A 14713-nucleotide genomic window follows, 5' to 3' on the forward strand; every position below is an offset into this window, starting at 1 on the left:
TCAACTGATGGTGCCCACCAACTTCAGTCGCTTGTCCTCCGGCACTTCGCTGTAGGACAGGACCGACAACGTGGGGACGCTGTGGCGGACCAGCCGCGCCAACGCAGCGCGTACTGTTCCTGGCACCAACACCACCGCCGGTTCACTCTTGGCGTCCTGTTGGGTCACGCAGTCCGCAAGGGATTGGTGCAGCCTTTCGGCCAGACCAGGTTCCAGCGCGGCGCCGGTGCCTTGCACGCTGTCTTGCAAGACGCGTTCCAGTTGCGGCGCCAAGGTATAGACGGGCAGTTCGGGCGACATGCCGGAGATTTCCTGCACGATGAAGCGGCCCAGGCCATTGCGTACCGCCGCGGTGAGCGCGGCCGGGTCGGCGTTCTGCGGGGCGAACTCCACCAGCTGCTCGACGATGCGACGCAGTTGGCGAATCGGCACGCGCTCGATGAGCAGGTTCTGCAGCACGCGCACCACGGTGGCCAGTGGCAGCGACTTGGGCGTCAGATCTTCGACGAGCTTGGGCGCGCTCTTGCCCAGCGTGGCCAGCAGCTGCTGCACTTCCTCATGGCCCAGCAGTTCCGGCGCGTGTTCGCGCACCAGATGCGAGAGGTGGGTGGCCACCACGGTGGCGGCGTCGACCACGGTGTAGCCCAGCGATTCGGCCAGCGCGTGCTGGTGCGGCTGGATCCAGGTGGCGTCCAGGCCGAAGGCCGGATCGCGGCCGGGGATGCCCTCCAGCGTGCCGAAGGCGCCGCCCGGGTCCAATGCCAGTTCGCGGTCCGGATGGATTTCCGCCGTGGCCACTGGCACGCCGTGCACCAGCAGGCGGTAGCCGTTGGAGGGCAGCTCCAGGTTGTCGCGGATATGCACGGGCGGAATCAGGAAGCCCAGATCCTGGGTGAGCTTGCGGCGCACCGCCTTGATGCGCGACATCAGCTCGCCGCCCTGGTTCTTGTCGACCAGGGGAATCAAGCGGTAGCCCACTTCCAGGCCCAGCGGATCGACCGGACGTACTTCGTCCCAGGTCAGCTCGGCGTTGGGATTGCTGGCGCTGGCGCCGCCCGGCGCGGGCAGGGCGGGGTTGTCACCGTCGGCTTCGCTGCCGCCGGCCTGCTGTTTCTTGTAGAGCTTCCACGCGATGTAGCCCAGCACCGCGGCCAGCGTCAAAAACACGACATTGGGCATGCCCGGCACGATGCCGACCAGGCCCATGATGGTCGCGGCCACGGCCAGCGCCTTGTGCTGGCCGAACACCTGGCCCACCATCGCCCCGCCCATGTCCTGGGCGCGCGAGGCGCGGGTGACCAGCATGGCCACCGAGGAGGACACCAGCAGCGCCGGCAACTGCGCGACCAGGCCGTCACCGATGGACAGCAGGGTGTAGATCTTGGCCGCTTCGCCCACCGGCAGTCCGTGCTGCAGCACGCCGATGGCCAGGCCGCCAATCAGGTTGATGAAGAGAATCAGGATGCCGGCGATGGCGTCGCCACGGATGAACTTGCTGGCGCCGTCCATCGCGCCGTAGAAGTCGGCTTCCTCGCGCACTTCCTCGCGGCGGGCCTTGGCTTCCTCGCGGGTCAGCAGGCCGGCGTTGAGGTCGGCGTCGATGGCCATCTGCTTGCCGGGCATCGCGTCCAGGATGAAGCGCGCCGACACTTCCGAAATACGGCCCGCACCCTTGGTGATGACCACGAAGTTGATGATGGTCAGGATGGCGAACACCACCAGGCCGACGGCGAAATTGCCGCCCACCACCACCTCGCCGAAGGCTTCGATGACCCGGCCGGCGGCACCGTGGCCGTCCTGGCCGTGCAGCAGCACCACCCGGGTGGAGGCCACGTTGAGCGCCAGGCGCAGCATCGTGGTCATCAGCAGCACGATCGGGAAGATCGTGAAATCCAGCGGCCGGCGCACGTACACCACCGCCAGCAGCACCACCAGCGAGATGGCGATGTTGAAGCTGAAAAGCGCATCCAGCACCGGCGGCGCCAGCGGGATGATGACCATGGCCAGCATGGCCAGCACGATCAACGGCGCGCCCAGGCCGGCACGCAGCAGGTCCATCACCCGCGAATTGGGTCGCACGTTCGCGCTCATGCCGGCTTGCCTTCGTCGACTTCAACGGAGGGCATGTCCGGGTGCTGGGCCACGGTACCGGCGCGCCAGGCGCGCAGCTGGTAGACGTAGGACAGGATCTGGGCGACGGCGGTATACAGTCTCACGGGGATTTCCCGGCCAAGTTGGCTTTCCCGATACAAGGCGCGTGCCAAAGGCGGCGAGGCCACGATGGCCACCTTGTGCGCCTCGGCCACCTCGCGGATGCGCAGGGCCACTTCGTCCACGCCCTTGGCCACCACGCGGGGGGCGCCCATCTGGCCGGCGTCGTATTTCAGCGCCACGGCGTAGTGGGTCGGGTTGACCAGCACCACGTCGGCGCTGGGCACGTCTTCGATCATCCGGCGCTGCGACATCTGGTGCTGCATCTGGCGGATGCGGCCCTTCACTTCCGGGCGGCCTTCGCTTTCCTTCATTTCCTCGCGCAGTTCCTGGCGGGTCATCTTCAGCTTCCGCAGCCAGTTCCACTTCTGGTACGGGGTGTCGATGGCGGCCAGCAGGGCCAGCGCGCCGGCGCAGGCAAACAGCAGGGTGCCGGCAAAGCCCAGGCCGTTGCTGATGGCCGACTCCAGCGGCATGGTCAGCAGCTCGCGCAGGTGGTTCATGCCCAGCTTCAGGGTCAGGCCGGCGGCGGTGCCGACAAAGGCCACCCGCAGCAGCGACTTCAGCAACTCGGCCACGCTCTCGGCGCCGTACAGGCGGGCCATGCCCTTCATCGGGCTCAGGCGGGTGAAGTCGGGCATCAGCGCCTTGTTCGACCAGCGCAGCCCGCCCATCAGCACCGGCGCGATGAAGCTGGCGCCCACGCAGACCAGCACGATGGGCACGAAGATCCACAGCAGCTTGAGCATCAGCAGGCCGACATGGCCGAACAGCAGGTCGTTGTGCTTGAACAGGTTGGGGTCGGGACTGAGCGCGCCCTTCATCCAGCCCAGCGCGCCGCGCGCCAGGGTCGGCATCATCGCGCTGATGGCCAGCACGGCGGCAGCGAACACGGCCGCGGTCGCCAGTTCGCGCGAGCGCGGGATGTTGCCCTGCTCGCGCGCCTCGCGCAGCCGTTTTTCACTGGGTAATTCGGTTTTTTCGCCGCTTTCGTCCGATTCGGACATGGCCAGGTTTCCGACGGAGTCGGGATACCCGGTGCAAGCTTTGTGCCGCGTTCGCTTCTCCCTCCGGGAGAAGGTGGCGCGAAGCGCCGGATGAGGGTGCGGCGGAGCCGGTCAGCTTGCTAGAACAAGTCTTCGGCGATGACGTAGTTGTCCCGCCCGCTCTGCTTGGCCCGATATAGCGCGGCGTCCGCGCGCGAGAACCAGTCATGCCAGTCGGCCTCATGGCCGAGCAGCGCGCCGCCGAGGGAAATGGTGATGCGCCCACCCGGACCGCGCAGCGATTCGCGCACCGCCTTGCGCAGGCGCTCGGTGGCCGCTTCCAGTTCCTCGCGATTGTTGACCCGCAGCAGCACCACGAACTCTTCGCCGCCAAAGCGGAACACATGGTCGTCCTTGCGCATTTCAAAGCGCAGGATCGAGGCCAGATCCGCAATGGCGTTGTCGCCAGCGGCGTGGCCGTACTGATCGTTGACGTCCTTGAAGCGGTCCAGGTCCAGCACGATCAGACCATAGCAGCAGCGGCCGGCTTTCTGGTTGACCAGGGCCTGGGCCAGGGCCTTTTCCATCATGCGGCGGTTGGGCACGTTGGTCAGCGCATCAAGCGAGGCCAGTTCCTGCAGCTCCACCCGATCATCCTGGCTGCGGGTGGCGAAGATGTAGGAGAACAGGGCCGTCAGCGCGGCCGTGGCCAGGGTCGAGACCATCACGAAGGCATCGGCGAACTGGCCGGGCATCAGGCACAGTACGCCCAGCATGGCCAGGCCCACGCCCAGCGCCAGCCGGCGATCGGCCAGGAAGAAGTTGGTCAGCAGCACCAGGTAGAGCCAGGTCAGCGCGACCGGGCCAATCACGTACGCGGCCGCCAGGCAGGCCACGGAATTGAGCAGGCACAAGATGTTGCCGGCGCGGGCGCTGTTGCCGCTGGCGCGGGCGTAGAACACCACCCCCAGCACCGCCGCCACGATCAGCAGGTCCACCACGGCGGCCAGCCAGGCGCCCTGAGTGATCCGGAACAACGCGAAAGCCGCGATCACCACCGCCGTGGTCGAACCCAGCAGGGTGATCAGTTCAAGGCGGGTGTCTCGCGTCTTGGTGTTCATCCGGTTGGCGGGATCGCGGCCCTGCCATGGGCAGCGATGTAGTGGGTCGGGGTGGTGGAGTTACCCAAAGCGGATGCAAGTTTAGTGCCGGGATACTGGCGGGGGGTGAAGGGCGTCACGGTTCAGGTCGGTAGGGGCAGCCGGCTGCCAGACCGGGGCACACAACCTTCGGGCATGAAAAAACCGCCGTGAAGGCGGTCTCCAGCAGCTCCGGAACCGGCTTGGACCTCGAATGGGCGACACCGTGTTTACTTGGCTGGCGACGCCAATGCCGACTGCCTCGTAGGGCTCGCCTTCGCATCACCGCGCCGGCATCAGGCTCATGTCGGGACGGTATTCCCAGGTTTCCGTGCGAGCCGAGGCAACTACGCCAGTGAGTTGCTGGCGCAAAGCCTGCGCGCGCGGCGCTTTTGATCGCGCCAACAGCGCATCCAGATGATCGGCGGGCTGGTCATAGTCGGCCCAACCCTGGCGCGCGATGAGCAGCAGATAGCCCGCCTCGCCACCACTGACCAACTCGTACCAGCTGTGCGCGGCACCCGAAGGCAGGTTTTGCTTCGCCAAAGCAACGGCTTCTTCGAACAATGCACGCGAGCCCGGTGCAACCGTGTAGTGGGTGACTTCCATGCGCGCGGTGGGCCGCCATTGCTCCAGCGGAAACGCGCTGCTCAGGTCGCGGCGCAGGCGATAGCTGGCGCGGTACTGTGGAATGGCGTGCGGGCTGAAGTGGCGTGCGGCATCGGCGCCGTCGCCGGCGGGGTCGACACGCTGGTCGAAGGCGGCGAACGGAGCACCGAAGCTGCCGTCCACGAACATCCCCGCATTCGGCCCATCGACGACATCCCAGCCATACCAGACCAGCGGGTCGGCGTGCTCGCGATGCCAAGCCAGGTGCTGGCGGTAGCCGGCATCAAACGCATCCTGCTGACCAGGCTGGGCCCGATAAGCGAAAAGGTGTGCGGCATCGCCACTGTCACGCAGGCTGACCTGGGCGCTGGCAGGCAGGGACAACAGCAGGCAGAACAACCCAGGCAGTGCGCGCATCGGTGGACCTCGTGGCGAAGATCGGAGCCTAGCGCCGCGGTGCCGCACGGGCCATTTCAGGATCCGCGGCCACTGTTCAATGGCATTGAACGGCGGGCGTGCGGCGGGGCTGGCACACTGTCGGCCTTCACCCGCAGGAGCGCGCATGTCACCGGACTTCCGTCGCCTGGCCGTCTTCCGCTGCGTCGTGGCCGAAGGCGGGGTCAATGCCGCCGCGCGCGTGCTGCACAAATCGCCGTCGGCGGTGACCTATGACGTGCAGCAACTGGAAAAGCAGCTGGGCTCGCCGTTGTTCCGCCGGCAGGGCAGTCGTTTGCTGCTGACCCCGCGCGGCCGCGTGCTGGCTGCATCGATCGAGCGCGCGTATCTGGATCTGGGCCAGGCCTGGGACAACGTGCGCGAGGATATCGCCGCCGAACCCCTGCGCATCGCCTGTGTGTCGGGTTTTGGCCGCTATCGACTGGTGCCGCGGCTGTTGGCCGCGTTGCCGCCGCAGCGCCCGGTTGAAGTGCTGTTCCGCACCGCCAGCCAGGTGCTGGCCCTGCTGGAAACCGGACGGGTGGCACTGGGCGTGAGCTACCGGCCGCTGGTCACGGCCAGCATCGCCTCGTTGTCGATCGGCGAAGAGGAACTGGTGCTGGTCGGGCCCAAGTCGCGCCGCGCCACGCCGGCCCGCGACGAGATTGCCGCCTTGCCATTCGTCACCTACGAGGAATTCGACTACGTGTTCTTCCGCTGGTTTGAAAGCCAGAACCTGGCGCTGCCGTCACGCTGGCATCGCAGTGATCACTTCGACGAACTGGAAGAAGCGCTGGAGAGCGTCGCGCATGGGCGCGGCTGGTCGATCGTGCCGATGGATGCGGCGCTGGGCAGTGCCTACAAGACACGGGTGCGCGTGCACCGGTTGCAGGTAAAGTGCCTCAACGAGGTACATCTGCTGGGGCGGGAGCGGGAGTTGAAGGGGGAGGATGCGGCTTTGCTTCGGTCAGTCGCGCAGTAGCAGTTTCGAGATACGTGTCGGTCCTACCAATGCGAGGGTTTGCGTATCGGCTTCCCACCACTTGATGATAGCGTCCTGTAGAGGCCTCCCGGTACAACGAGAGCGCCAGGTTCACATCCGTTTGCTTCTCTTCGAGCTTCCAGACTTTGACCCGGTGCGTCCGATCGAATGGCCTGCCTGGCTCGAAATGTGGAAGCGAGGTCCCATGCCTGTCATAGCTGTGCTTCCCCATGACCGTAGAGAACCGATCACGATGCACCTGTTGCAGGGCGCGGATGTAGTCCTGCTGGGCCAGGACGGAGGCATCTCCGTGGGTAGCAAACCTGCCCAGGGCCGGTGCGCTGAAGTAACGGACCGAGTTGAGCTCAGCGTGGGGATTTTGTCCGTGTAGCAAGTGTTCAAAGAGTGACACCACATCCAGCCACTTGTAAGGCGTACCCCGAATACGCCCGTAGTACAGGTTGTAGCCGTCGATGTAGACGGCGGTCGCGTTGCGGTTCGTAATCTGTGAGACAAATCCTTCGCACATGAAAAAACCGCCGTGAAGGCGGTTTTTTCGTCCCAAGCCAGAGCCAACTGAATGACAAGACAAGGGATGAGTCGTGCAGCTAGTTTGCACACGGCAAGGCAGAGATGCAAGCCATGTCCAAGGCACTCCCATTGGGCTTCACTATTGGTTAAAAATTTCATGAGCTCCTTTGACTTCTCTTTCGTGCATGGGCTTGGCAGGGCCACAGTACTGAGGCTGGCACGGGTGAGCCATCGGAGAAGTCCGCGTCTAACGCTCACAGAAAACTGACCATCCTGAGGGATCAAAGAGGACGCTACGGGGAGCGCAATAGGGCAATTGACCCGATGCCGGGCGTGTAGCTACGCTGCCGCCAACATCCACCCTCGGGCTGCAAGGACGCACTTTGCAGGGTTACCCATCCGAACCTGAGCTGCTTGCCGCACTGGATCGCGGTGATGAACTCATTCGGCTCTGTGCCGCAGGCGAGTTGCCATTCCAGGCTTTTGTCCTCGCGTACGACAATCTCTATTGGTCCTACGCCCTGGATGGGCATGAGTCAGACAGCGCGGGCGCGGCGTTGCTGGTCAAGTACGCGGCACGCATCGAGCCTCATCGGGTCGTAGCCGAAAGCATTCTGTCCAAGGTTTGTACCGACGCGGACGCCGCGCAGGATGGTTTTCGGGCCGCTGGCAGATTCGGCTCGAAGGAGGCGACCGCCCGGCTCGCGACCATTGCTGCGGAGTGGGTGCCCAAATAACGGGCTGGCATACGTGGGATGGGGGGACCCGCCGCATTCGTCCAATGAGAACTCCAGAGCGGGTGAATCGCGAAGGGCGATATCAGGAAACCCCGCATTGAGATGAAGGCAAATTCCGACCCCCGGAGCGCGTTGCCCGGGCAACCATTCTGGTAGGCTCGCAAAATTCAACGGAAGGCGGATAAGGGGAATGAATCCGGTTGCTCAGAGGGAGGAAATCGCAGACCACATACAAACGTATGGTTGGCACTGCCTCCACGTCTTCTCCAACGAAGCAGGTGGGCAGAATTTCAGCTACACCATCGGGTTTGAAGCGTCCTACGGCGCGCCCGAGATTGTTGTGTTCGGATTGGAGCGAGACAAGGCGCATGCACTGCTCAATGAGTGCGCGGACCTATTGAAAGGTGGGCATGCCTTCAAGCCAGATGTCGAGGATGCCCATGTCCTTGCGGGCGACTACAAAGTGGTCTTCAAGTCCGTTCGCGCGGAGATGTTCACGGAGTATCTCGGTACTGCCGTTCGCTACTATCAGGGCAAGCCCTTCGCTGCCATGGTCATGTTCCTTCCGGACAGCGAGCACCGCTATCCCTGGCAGGCGGGATACGACTACATCTCGACGGAGGAGGCATTGACCCTTGTCTGTTGAGCCGTCTCAAGCCATCGGAGGCCTGATAATCAACTTTCAACTGCCAGCGGTGACATCGGCAGGTACGCGAGGCGGAAGAGCGCGCACCGATTGATCTGGCGTCTCAGCCCGTCAGCGCCCGCGCCGCATCAAACGACTGATCAAAGATCCGCTGCACCGGCGGCCCAAGCTCGCCTGACAACATCGACAGCAGCAGCAGGCCTAGCAGCAAGGCGGTCGGCAGACCCAACTGGATAGGGTTCAACGCGGGCGCCGCACGCCCCAGCACGCCGAACGCCAGATTCACTGCCAACATCGCCACCATCACCGGCAGCGCCAGACTCAGCGCCGAGCGCAGCACCTGCATGAAGAATGTCGGCGCGACCGTGAGCATGGCTTGCGGGTCGGGCAGGGCGGTGCCGATGGGAAGTGCGTGGTAGCTGTCCACCAGCAGCGCAATCAGCGCCAGGTGGCCGTTCAAGGTGAAGAACAGCAATCCGAAGGCCAGGTAGAACCATTGGCCGACGACACCGGAGTTGACGCCGCGCAGCGGGTCGGACATCTGTGCGAAGGCCAGGCCGGTACCTTGCGAGACCAGTTCGCCAGCCATGGCGCCGGCTTCGAACGCCAGCCGCAGCAGGAAGCCGATGCTGGCGCCGACAAACAATTCGCGCATGGCGGTGAGTACGGTGACCGCATCAATCGCCAGCAGTTGCGGCGAGGGTGGCAGCATCGGCGCCAGGGCCATGGCCAGCGAGCCGGCAATCATCACGCGCACGCGCACGGGTACCGCACGCGTGCCGACCAGCGGCATTGCCATCAGCATGGCGCCGGTACGCAGCATCACCCACATCAAGGCGTTGATGACGGCGAAGGCCTGCTGTCCGTCGATGACGGTTTGGGTGGCGGCGTCCATTACGTTGCGGCTACGTCGTCACCCAATCACATGCGGCAATCGATGGAACAACGCCGTGGTGTATTCGACCAACGTGCCCATCAGATAACCGCCCGTGGCAAACAACGCGGCGGTCAGCGCCACGGCCTTGGCCACGAAGGCGATGGTCGGTTCGTTCAACTGGGTCGCGGCCTGGATCACGCCGATGACCACACCGACCACCAACACGACCAGCAGCAGCGGGCCACCGACCCAGAGCGCGATTTCCAGGCCGCCGCGCAGTTCGGTGAGAGCAGTTTCAGGGGTCATGGCAGCGGTCTCAGTTGAAGCTGGCGGCAAGCGAGCCGACGATCAGCACCCAGCCGTCGACCAGCACGAACAACAGAATCTTGAAGGGTGCGGAAACGAGCATCGGCGAGAGCATCATCATGCCCATCGACATCAGCACGCTGGCGACGACCAGGTCGATGATCACGAAGGGGATGAAGATCAGGAAGCCGATTTCAAACGCGGTCTTCAGTTCGCTGGTGATGAAGGACGCGACGACAATCGGGAACGGCACATCGGCCGGGCTGCCGTAGGCGCCGTGGCCGGCCATGCCGGCGAAGGTCATCAGATCGGTTTCGCGAACCTGCGCCAGCATGAAGTCGCGCAGCGGGCCGGTGGTCAACGTCCAGGCGCTGGAGAAATCAATCTGGCCATTGAGATACGGGGCCATGCCTTGTGCCCAGGCCTTCTCGCCGACCGGCATCATCACCAGCATGGTCAGGAACAGCGCCAGGCCGACCAGCACCTGGTTGGACGGCGTCTGGCCGGTGCCCAGCGCCTGCCGCAGCAGGCCGAGCACGATGATGATGCGGGTAAAGGCGGTCATCGCCAGCAGCGCCGAAGGAATCAGCGTGATGGCGGTCATCAGCAGCAGCGTCTGCAACGGCAGGCTGACGTTGTTGCCGCCAATCTTGCCGACTGTCACGTCAGGCAATGCGGGCAGGGTCGGAGCGCGCGGTGCACTCGGCGTTGCGGCAGCGGCGGTGGCCGGTGCGGTGGTCTGGGCGGCAGCGGGAGCAGCAGCGTTGGGCGCGGTCTGCGCCAGCGCCATCATTGGCGCGGCAATCAGCCACAGGCTCAACAGCAGGGGAAGCAGGCGACGCATGATCATTTCTCTTTACGCAGGCGCTTGGCCAGCAGTTGCGCGAAGTCAGGCAAGGGCTGTGCCGCGGGCGGCGGCGGCAGCGGTTCGGCCAGGCGGTGCAGGGTGTTGATGCCGCCGGCGCACACGCCGACCAGCAGTTGTTCGCCACCCACTTCCACCACCAGCAGGCGTTCCTTGGCGCCCACCGACAGGCTGCTGACCACGCGCAGCGCCTCGTTGGGGCGCAGGCCCACGCCCAGGCCGGGCATGCGCTTGAGCAACCAGGCCAGGCCCAGGATCAAGCCCAGTACCAGGATCAGGCCGACCAGCGCGCCGCCAATGCCGGGCGTGGCGGGAGCGGCATGGCCGATCTTCTGCGCCGGCACCGCCGCTTGATTGGCGGCAGTGGCGAGCAGCGGAAACACCGCTGAGAAAATCGGGGCGGAAAAAAGCGGAGTGGCCATGATCAACTCAGCGCAGGCGACGGATGCGTTCGCTGGGGCTGACCACGTCGGTCAGGCGCACGCCGAAACGATCGTTGACCACCACTACTTCGCCATGGGCAATCAGGGTGCCGTTGACGAACACGTCCAGCGGTTCGCCGGCGCCGCGTTCCAGTTCCACCACCGAGCCCTGGTTGAGCTGCAGCAGGTTGCGGATCGGGATGCGGGTGCGGCCCACTTCCAGCGACAGCATCACCGGCACGTCCAGGATCACGTCCAGGCTCATGTCGGCCTCCTGGCTGCTCTTGGTTTCGGCCAGCAGGGCTTCGAACTGCGCGGCCGCGGCTTCTTTGGTCAGGGGAGTGCTCATGCGTGGGTTTCCTGTGGTGCCACCGGAGCGTTGCCGGCTGGCGGTTGGGAGGCGGTGGTGAAACGCGTGCCAGGCGGATGCGTGGCGGTGATCTTGACGGCGTTGTTGCCGTTGGAAATGCCGAACTCACCGGTGAACACCGGCACCTGCTCCACGCACACTGGGATGCTCTTGGGCAGGTCGATCGGCAGGATGTCGCCGATTTTCAGGTGGGTCAGTTGGCGCAGGCTGATGCGCTTTTCGGTCAGGATGCTGGACAGGGTCACTTCGGCGCCGCGCAGCAGATCGTTGACGCTCTCGCGGAAGGTGTCGTCTTCGTGCACGCGATCGGACTGGATGCCGGCGTCGAGCAGTTCGCGGATCGGTTCCAGCATCGAGTAGGGCAGGGTGATGTGCAGTTCGCCGCCGCCGCCGTCCAGTTCCACATGGAAGCGGCTGACCACCACGTACTCGCGCGGGCTGACGATGTTGGCGAAGTGCGGATTGACCTCGGAGTTGATGTACTCGAAGTCCACGTTCATCACCGGCGCCCAGGCATCCACCAGGTCGGTGAAGGTCTGCTTGAGCAGCAGCTGGATCACGCGCATCTCGGTGGCGGTGAACTCGCGGCCTTCAATCTTGGCCGGATAGCGGCCATCGCCGCCGAAGAAGTTGTCCACCACCGTGTAGACCAGCTTGGGCTCGAACACCACCAGGCCCACGCCACGCAGCGGCTTGAGCCGGATCAGGTTGAGGTTGGTCGGCACGTACAGCGAGTGCAGGTATTCGGAGAACTTGATCATCTCGATGCCGCGCACCGACAGATCCGCCGAGCGCCGCAGCAGGTTGAACAGGCCGATGCGCCAGGTGCGGATGAAGCGCTCGTTGATCATCTCCAGCGTCGGCAGGCGGCCGCGGACGATGCGGTCCTGGCTGGAGAAGTCGTAGGCGCGGGCGACGCCGGGTTCAACCGGCGGCTCTTCGGTTTCAATCGCGCCGGAATCCACGCCATGCAGCAGGGCGTCGATTTCGTCTTGTGAGAGCAGGTCGCTCATCATCGTGCGGCTCCGTTACTGCATCACGAAACTGGTGAACAGCAATTGCTCGGCGGCCGGCTTGCCGGTTTCGGCGGTCAGCACCTTGCGCACTTCGGCCAGCGCCTGCGCCTGCAGTTGTTCCTTGCCGGCGCGGGTAATCAGTTGTTCGGCGTCCTGCTGGGCGAACAGCATCAGTAGCTTGGCGCGCAGGGCCGGGGCATGCAGCTCGATGGCCTTCATGTCTTCCGGGTCGCGGGTCATCAGTTGCACTTCCACCTGCAGGTAGCGCGCGCCGCCGACCGATCCGATCAGGTTGACCACGAACGGCGGTTCCAGCGCGAAGTACTGCGCCGGTGCGGGCACGGCGCCCTTCTTGGCGGCTTCCTTGGCCTTGTCGGCGTGCTCGCCCTTGGCCTCGGCGTCGGCCTGGTGGGTGAAGTACCACGCACCACCGCCGGCCGCACCTGCGGCGACGATGGCGATGATGGCGATCATCAGCCACGGCTTGCCGGCGGGCTTGGCATTGGGCTTGAGCAGCTTGGGGTCGGCTTTATCGGCGGGGGGCACGGGTCACTCTCCAGTTGGACAGGAGAGAAGATGCAAGCCGTGTGCCGGGGGGCGTGGCGGGATTTTGTCGGGCTGCCTTCGCTCCCTCTCCCGCTTGCGGGGGAGGGTTGGGGTGGGGGTTACGCGTAAGTGTCGACCAGCCCGCGGGTCACCCGCACCACTGCAGCCGGCGCCCCGGCATCGCCCTGGCCATTGCCGCCAAAGCCTTCACGACCACCCTGGCCAGCACGTTCACCAAACCCCTGCGAACCCGAAGACTGTGCCTGCTGCTGCTGACGATGGCCGACATCGGCCTGCGCCAGTTGGAAACCCTGCTGGCCCAGCAGCTCGCGCAGCTTTGGCAGGCTTTGTTCCAGCGCCTGGCGGACATCGGCTTGCGGGCTGCTGAAGTCGGCATGCACGCGGTCGCCGTCCAGTTTCAGGCTCACTTCAATCGTGCCCATGTCGTTCGGGCTGACCTTGATGTGGGCATGGCTGATCTTTTCGTTGGCCATGTAGGTCAACTGGGTGCCGATGGTCTCGCCGAACTGGTCGGTGTTGACGTCCGGGGTCAGCGCAGTCAGCGGATTGACGGTGGCGGTGCGCGTCAGGCCGTTGTCGGACGGCGCGGTGGTGCCGGTGGCGGCGAACGCGGCCGCAGCGGCCGGCAGGTCGTCGCGCTTGCCGCCCAAGGCGCCATCCAACGCGTCCTTGAACTGGGCCAGGCCCATCGGCAGCAGCTGGGCGGCGTCGGCGGGCGTCGGCAGCGCGGCGGTGGTGGCGGCTGCTTGGCCCGGTGTTGAAGTGAGCAGGCCGGGCAGGGCGATCTTGCCCGCCCGTTCGCCGGCGGCACTGGCCCCGTTGGCATTCGCAGAGGTGCCGGCGCCGCCATTGGCGTCCGCCAGCGGCAAGCCGTCGGTGCCATTGGCACCGGCATCGGAAGTCAGGGTTGCAGCGTCCGGCTTCGCCAGGCCAAGCGCACGCAAGCCGGTGGGCAGAACGCCCGCCAGGCCGCCAGCCAATCCACCCGTCAAAGCCGAGGCAGCACCGCCCAGCAACACGTCACCGGCTGCAGCACCCGCCACGCCCACGGCCGTTGCCGCGGGCATGCCGGCGTCCAGCAGCATCGAAGGCAGGATCAAACCGGCCGGTGGCCAGTCCTGCGCCAGTACCTTGTCCTGGTCTTTGTTCTTGTCGGTGCTCGCCTCGCGGTCCGCACTTGCGACTTTCGCGCCCACCTTGCCGGTCGACGCCGACGCGGCCGCGGACTCTGACGCCTGCGTGGCGGCTTCGGATTCATTCTTGCCATCGGCGAAAGCATTGGCAGCACGACGCTCGCCCGCGCCATTGCGCGCCTGCGATCGTGCCTGCGCCTGCTCGCGTTCCGCACGACGCGAAGTGGCCCGCGCCGCATCCTCATGCCTGCTGACCGGCTTTTCGCTGTTGCTGGCGGACTCGCTCTTGCGCATCACGCTGGCGAAGTCATCGCCACCGCTGGATTCCTTGCGCGCGCCCGTCGACGACGACGAGGCCGACGCGGCCGCACCGGTCTTGACCAGGAACGCGGGCAGGGCGGCGCTGTCGGACTTCACGATGTCTCTCCGGCCTCTTCGGCCGCAGCAGCCGTCGCCGCCAGGCGCGAACGACGCGCGCCCACGTCATCCATCTCGCGCTGGATGCGGCGCTCCACCACCTGGGCTTCCTGCACCCGGTAGCTGGCGGCCAGCTGTTCCAGCACCTTCTTGTCGCGCCCGGCCAGCAGCAGGCGATCGCGTTCGATGCCCACGCTGGCGCGGCTGCGGTCCACGGTCTGAGCCTGTTGCTTGACCGCGCTGTCCAGGCGATCCAGGAACGCGCGGCGGTTGGCCAGCTGCGCCGGACTGGTCGCGGCCATCTGGCTCTGCGCGTATTCCTCGGCGTACTTGCGCAGTTCTTCCAGGCGCGATTCCTGCGTGTCCAGCGTGCGCTGGCGCTCGGCCAGGTCACGCGCCACGGCGTCTTCCTTCTCCTGGGCGCGGCGCAACAGCGGATCGAATCGGCGTGATTGCATCATGGC

At 65.5% G+C, this 14713-nt stretch carries 16 protein-coding genes; 3 read left to right on the plus strand and 13 right to left on the minus strand.

Going from position 1 to position 14713, the window contains the following annotated elements; genetic code table 11:
- The 4 genes from flhA to B5X78_RS16780 form a co-directional block, all read right to left on the minus strand.
- Nucleotides 1–2091, minus strand: a complete 2091-nt coding sequence (gene flhA, locus B5X78_RS16765; RefSeq protein WP_079725898.1) for a flagellar biosynthesis protein FlhA — start codon at nt 2089–2091, stop codon at nt 1–3.
- Nucleotides 2088–3218, minus strand: coding sequence for a flagellar biosynthesis protein FlhB (gene flhB, locus B5X78_RS16770; protein ID WP_079725900.1), 1131 nt, complete (start codon nt 3216–3218; stop codon nt 2088–2090). The genes flhA and flhB overlap by 4 nt, the downstream gene beginning before the upstream one ends.
- A 119-nt stretch (nt 3219–3337) precedes the next feature.
- Complete coding sequence (locus tag B5X78_RS16775) at nt 3338–4318, minus strand: GGDEF domain-containing protein (RefSeq protein WP_079725901.1); 981 nt, start codon at nt 4316–4318, stop codon at nt 3338–3340.
- A gap of 300 nt (nt 4319–4618) precedes the next feature.
- Nucleotides 4619–5362, minus strand: a complete 744-nt coding sequence (locus B5X78_RS16780) for a hypothetical protein (RefSeq protein ID WP_079725902.1) — start codon at nt 5360–5362, stop codon at nt 4619–4621.
- 145 nt (nt 5363–5507) lie between these two features.
- On the opposite strand from B5X78_RS16780, the gene B5X78_RS16785 reads away from it, so the two are divergent.
- The 3 genes from B5X78_RS16785 (at nt 5508) to B5X78_RS16800 (ending at nt 8276) form a co-directional block, all read left to right on the plus strand.
- Complete coding sequence (locus B5X78_RS16785) at nt 5508–6362, plus strand: LysR family transcriptional regulator (RefSeq protein ID WP_176140894.1); 855 nt, start codon at nt 5508–5510, stop codon at nt 6360–6362.
- Between the two features lie 914 nt (nt 6363–7276).
- The gene (locus B5X78_RS16795) at nt 7277–7630 is read left to right on the plus strand and encodes a hypothetical protein (RefSeq protein WP_079725905.1); all 354 of its coding nucleotides are present in this window, start codon (nt 7277–7279) and stop codon (nt 7628–7630) included.
- 190 nt (nt 7631–7820) lie between these two features.
- Nucleotides 7821–8276 (plus strand): DUF4262 domain-containing protein, encoded by a 456-nt coding sequence (locus tag B5X78_RS16800; protein WP_079725906.1) that lies wholly within the window; start codon nt 7821–7823, stop codon nt 8274–8276.
- 103 nt (nt 8277–8379) lie between these two features.
- Here B5X78_RS16800 and fliR read toward each other — a convergent pair whose 3' ends face one another.
- The 9 genes from fliR to fliJ form a co-directional block, all read right to left on the minus strand.
- Nucleotides 8380–9171 carry a flagellar biosynthetic protein FliR gene (gene fliR, locus B5X78_RS16805; protein ID WP_079725907.1) on the minus strand — a complete coding sequence of 264 codons (792 nt, stop codon included), beginning with the start codon at nt 9169–9171 and terminating at the stop codon, nt 8380–8382.
- Nucleotides 9172–9189: 18 nt separating this feature from the next.
- Nucleotides 9190–9459 (minus strand): flagellar biosynthetic protein FliQ, encoded by a 270-nt coding sequence (locus B5X78_RS16810; protein ID WP_079725908.1) that lies wholly within the window; start codon nt 9457–9459, stop codon nt 9190–9192.
- 10 nt (nt 9460–9469) lie between these two features.
- The gene (gene fliP / locus B5X78_RS16815; protein ID WP_079725909.1) at nt 9470–10309 is read right to left on the minus strand and encodes a flagellar type III secretion system pore protein FliP; all 840 of its coding nucleotides are present in this window, start codon (nt 10307–10309) and stop codon (nt 9470–9472) included.
- Complete coding sequence (gene fliO / locus B5X78_RS16820) at nt 10306–10746, minus strand: flagellar biosynthetic protein FliO (RefSeq protein ID WP_079726248.1); 441 nt, start codon at nt 10744–10746, stop codon at nt 10306–10308. The genes fliP and fliO overlap by 4 nt, the downstream gene beginning before the upstream one ends.
- 7 nt (nt 10747–10753) lie before the next feature.
- Nucleotides 10754–11095: a flagellar motor switch protein FliN gene (gene fliN / locus B5X78_RS16825; RefSeq protein ID WP_079725910.1), complete on the minus strand. Its 342-nt coding sequence runs from the start codon at nt 11093–11095 to the stop codon at nt 10754–10756.
- Nucleotides 11092–12129 carry a flagellar motor switch protein FliM gene (fliM, locus tag B5X78_RS16830; RefSeq protein ID WP_079726249.1) on the minus strand — a complete coding sequence of 346 codons (1038 nt, stop codon included), beginning with the start codon at nt 12127–12129 and terminating at the stop codon, nt 11092–11094. The genes fliN and fliM overlap by 4 nt, the downstream gene beginning before the upstream one ends.
- Nucleotides 12130–12144: 15 nt before the next feature.
- Entirely contained in the window at nt 12145–12678 is a 534-nt protein-coding gene (locus B5X78_RS16835) for a flagellar basal body-associated FliL family protein (protein WP_229730763.1), read from the minus strand.
- A gap of 119 nt (nt 12679–12797) precedes the next feature.
- Complete coding sequence (locus B5X78_RS16840; protein ID WP_079725912.1) at nt 12798–14249, minus strand: flagellar hook-length control protein FliK; 1452 nt, start codon at nt 14247–14249, stop codon at nt 12798–12800.
- Nucleotides 14246–14710, minus strand: a complete 465-nt coding sequence (gene fliJ, locus B5X78_RS16845; protein ID WP_079725913.1) for a flagellar export protein FliJ — start codon at nt 14708–14710, stop codon at nt 14246–14248. The genes B5X78_RS16840 and fliJ overlap by 4 nt, the downstream gene beginning before the upstream one ends.
- Nucleotides 14711–14713: the final 3 nt, after the last annotated feature.

Source organism: Pseudoxanthomonas indica, from assembly GCF_900167565.1.
GTDB lineage: Bacteria > Pseudomonadota > Gammaproteobacteria > Xanthomonadales > Xanthomonadaceae > Pseudoxanthomonas_A > Pseudoxanthomonas_A indica.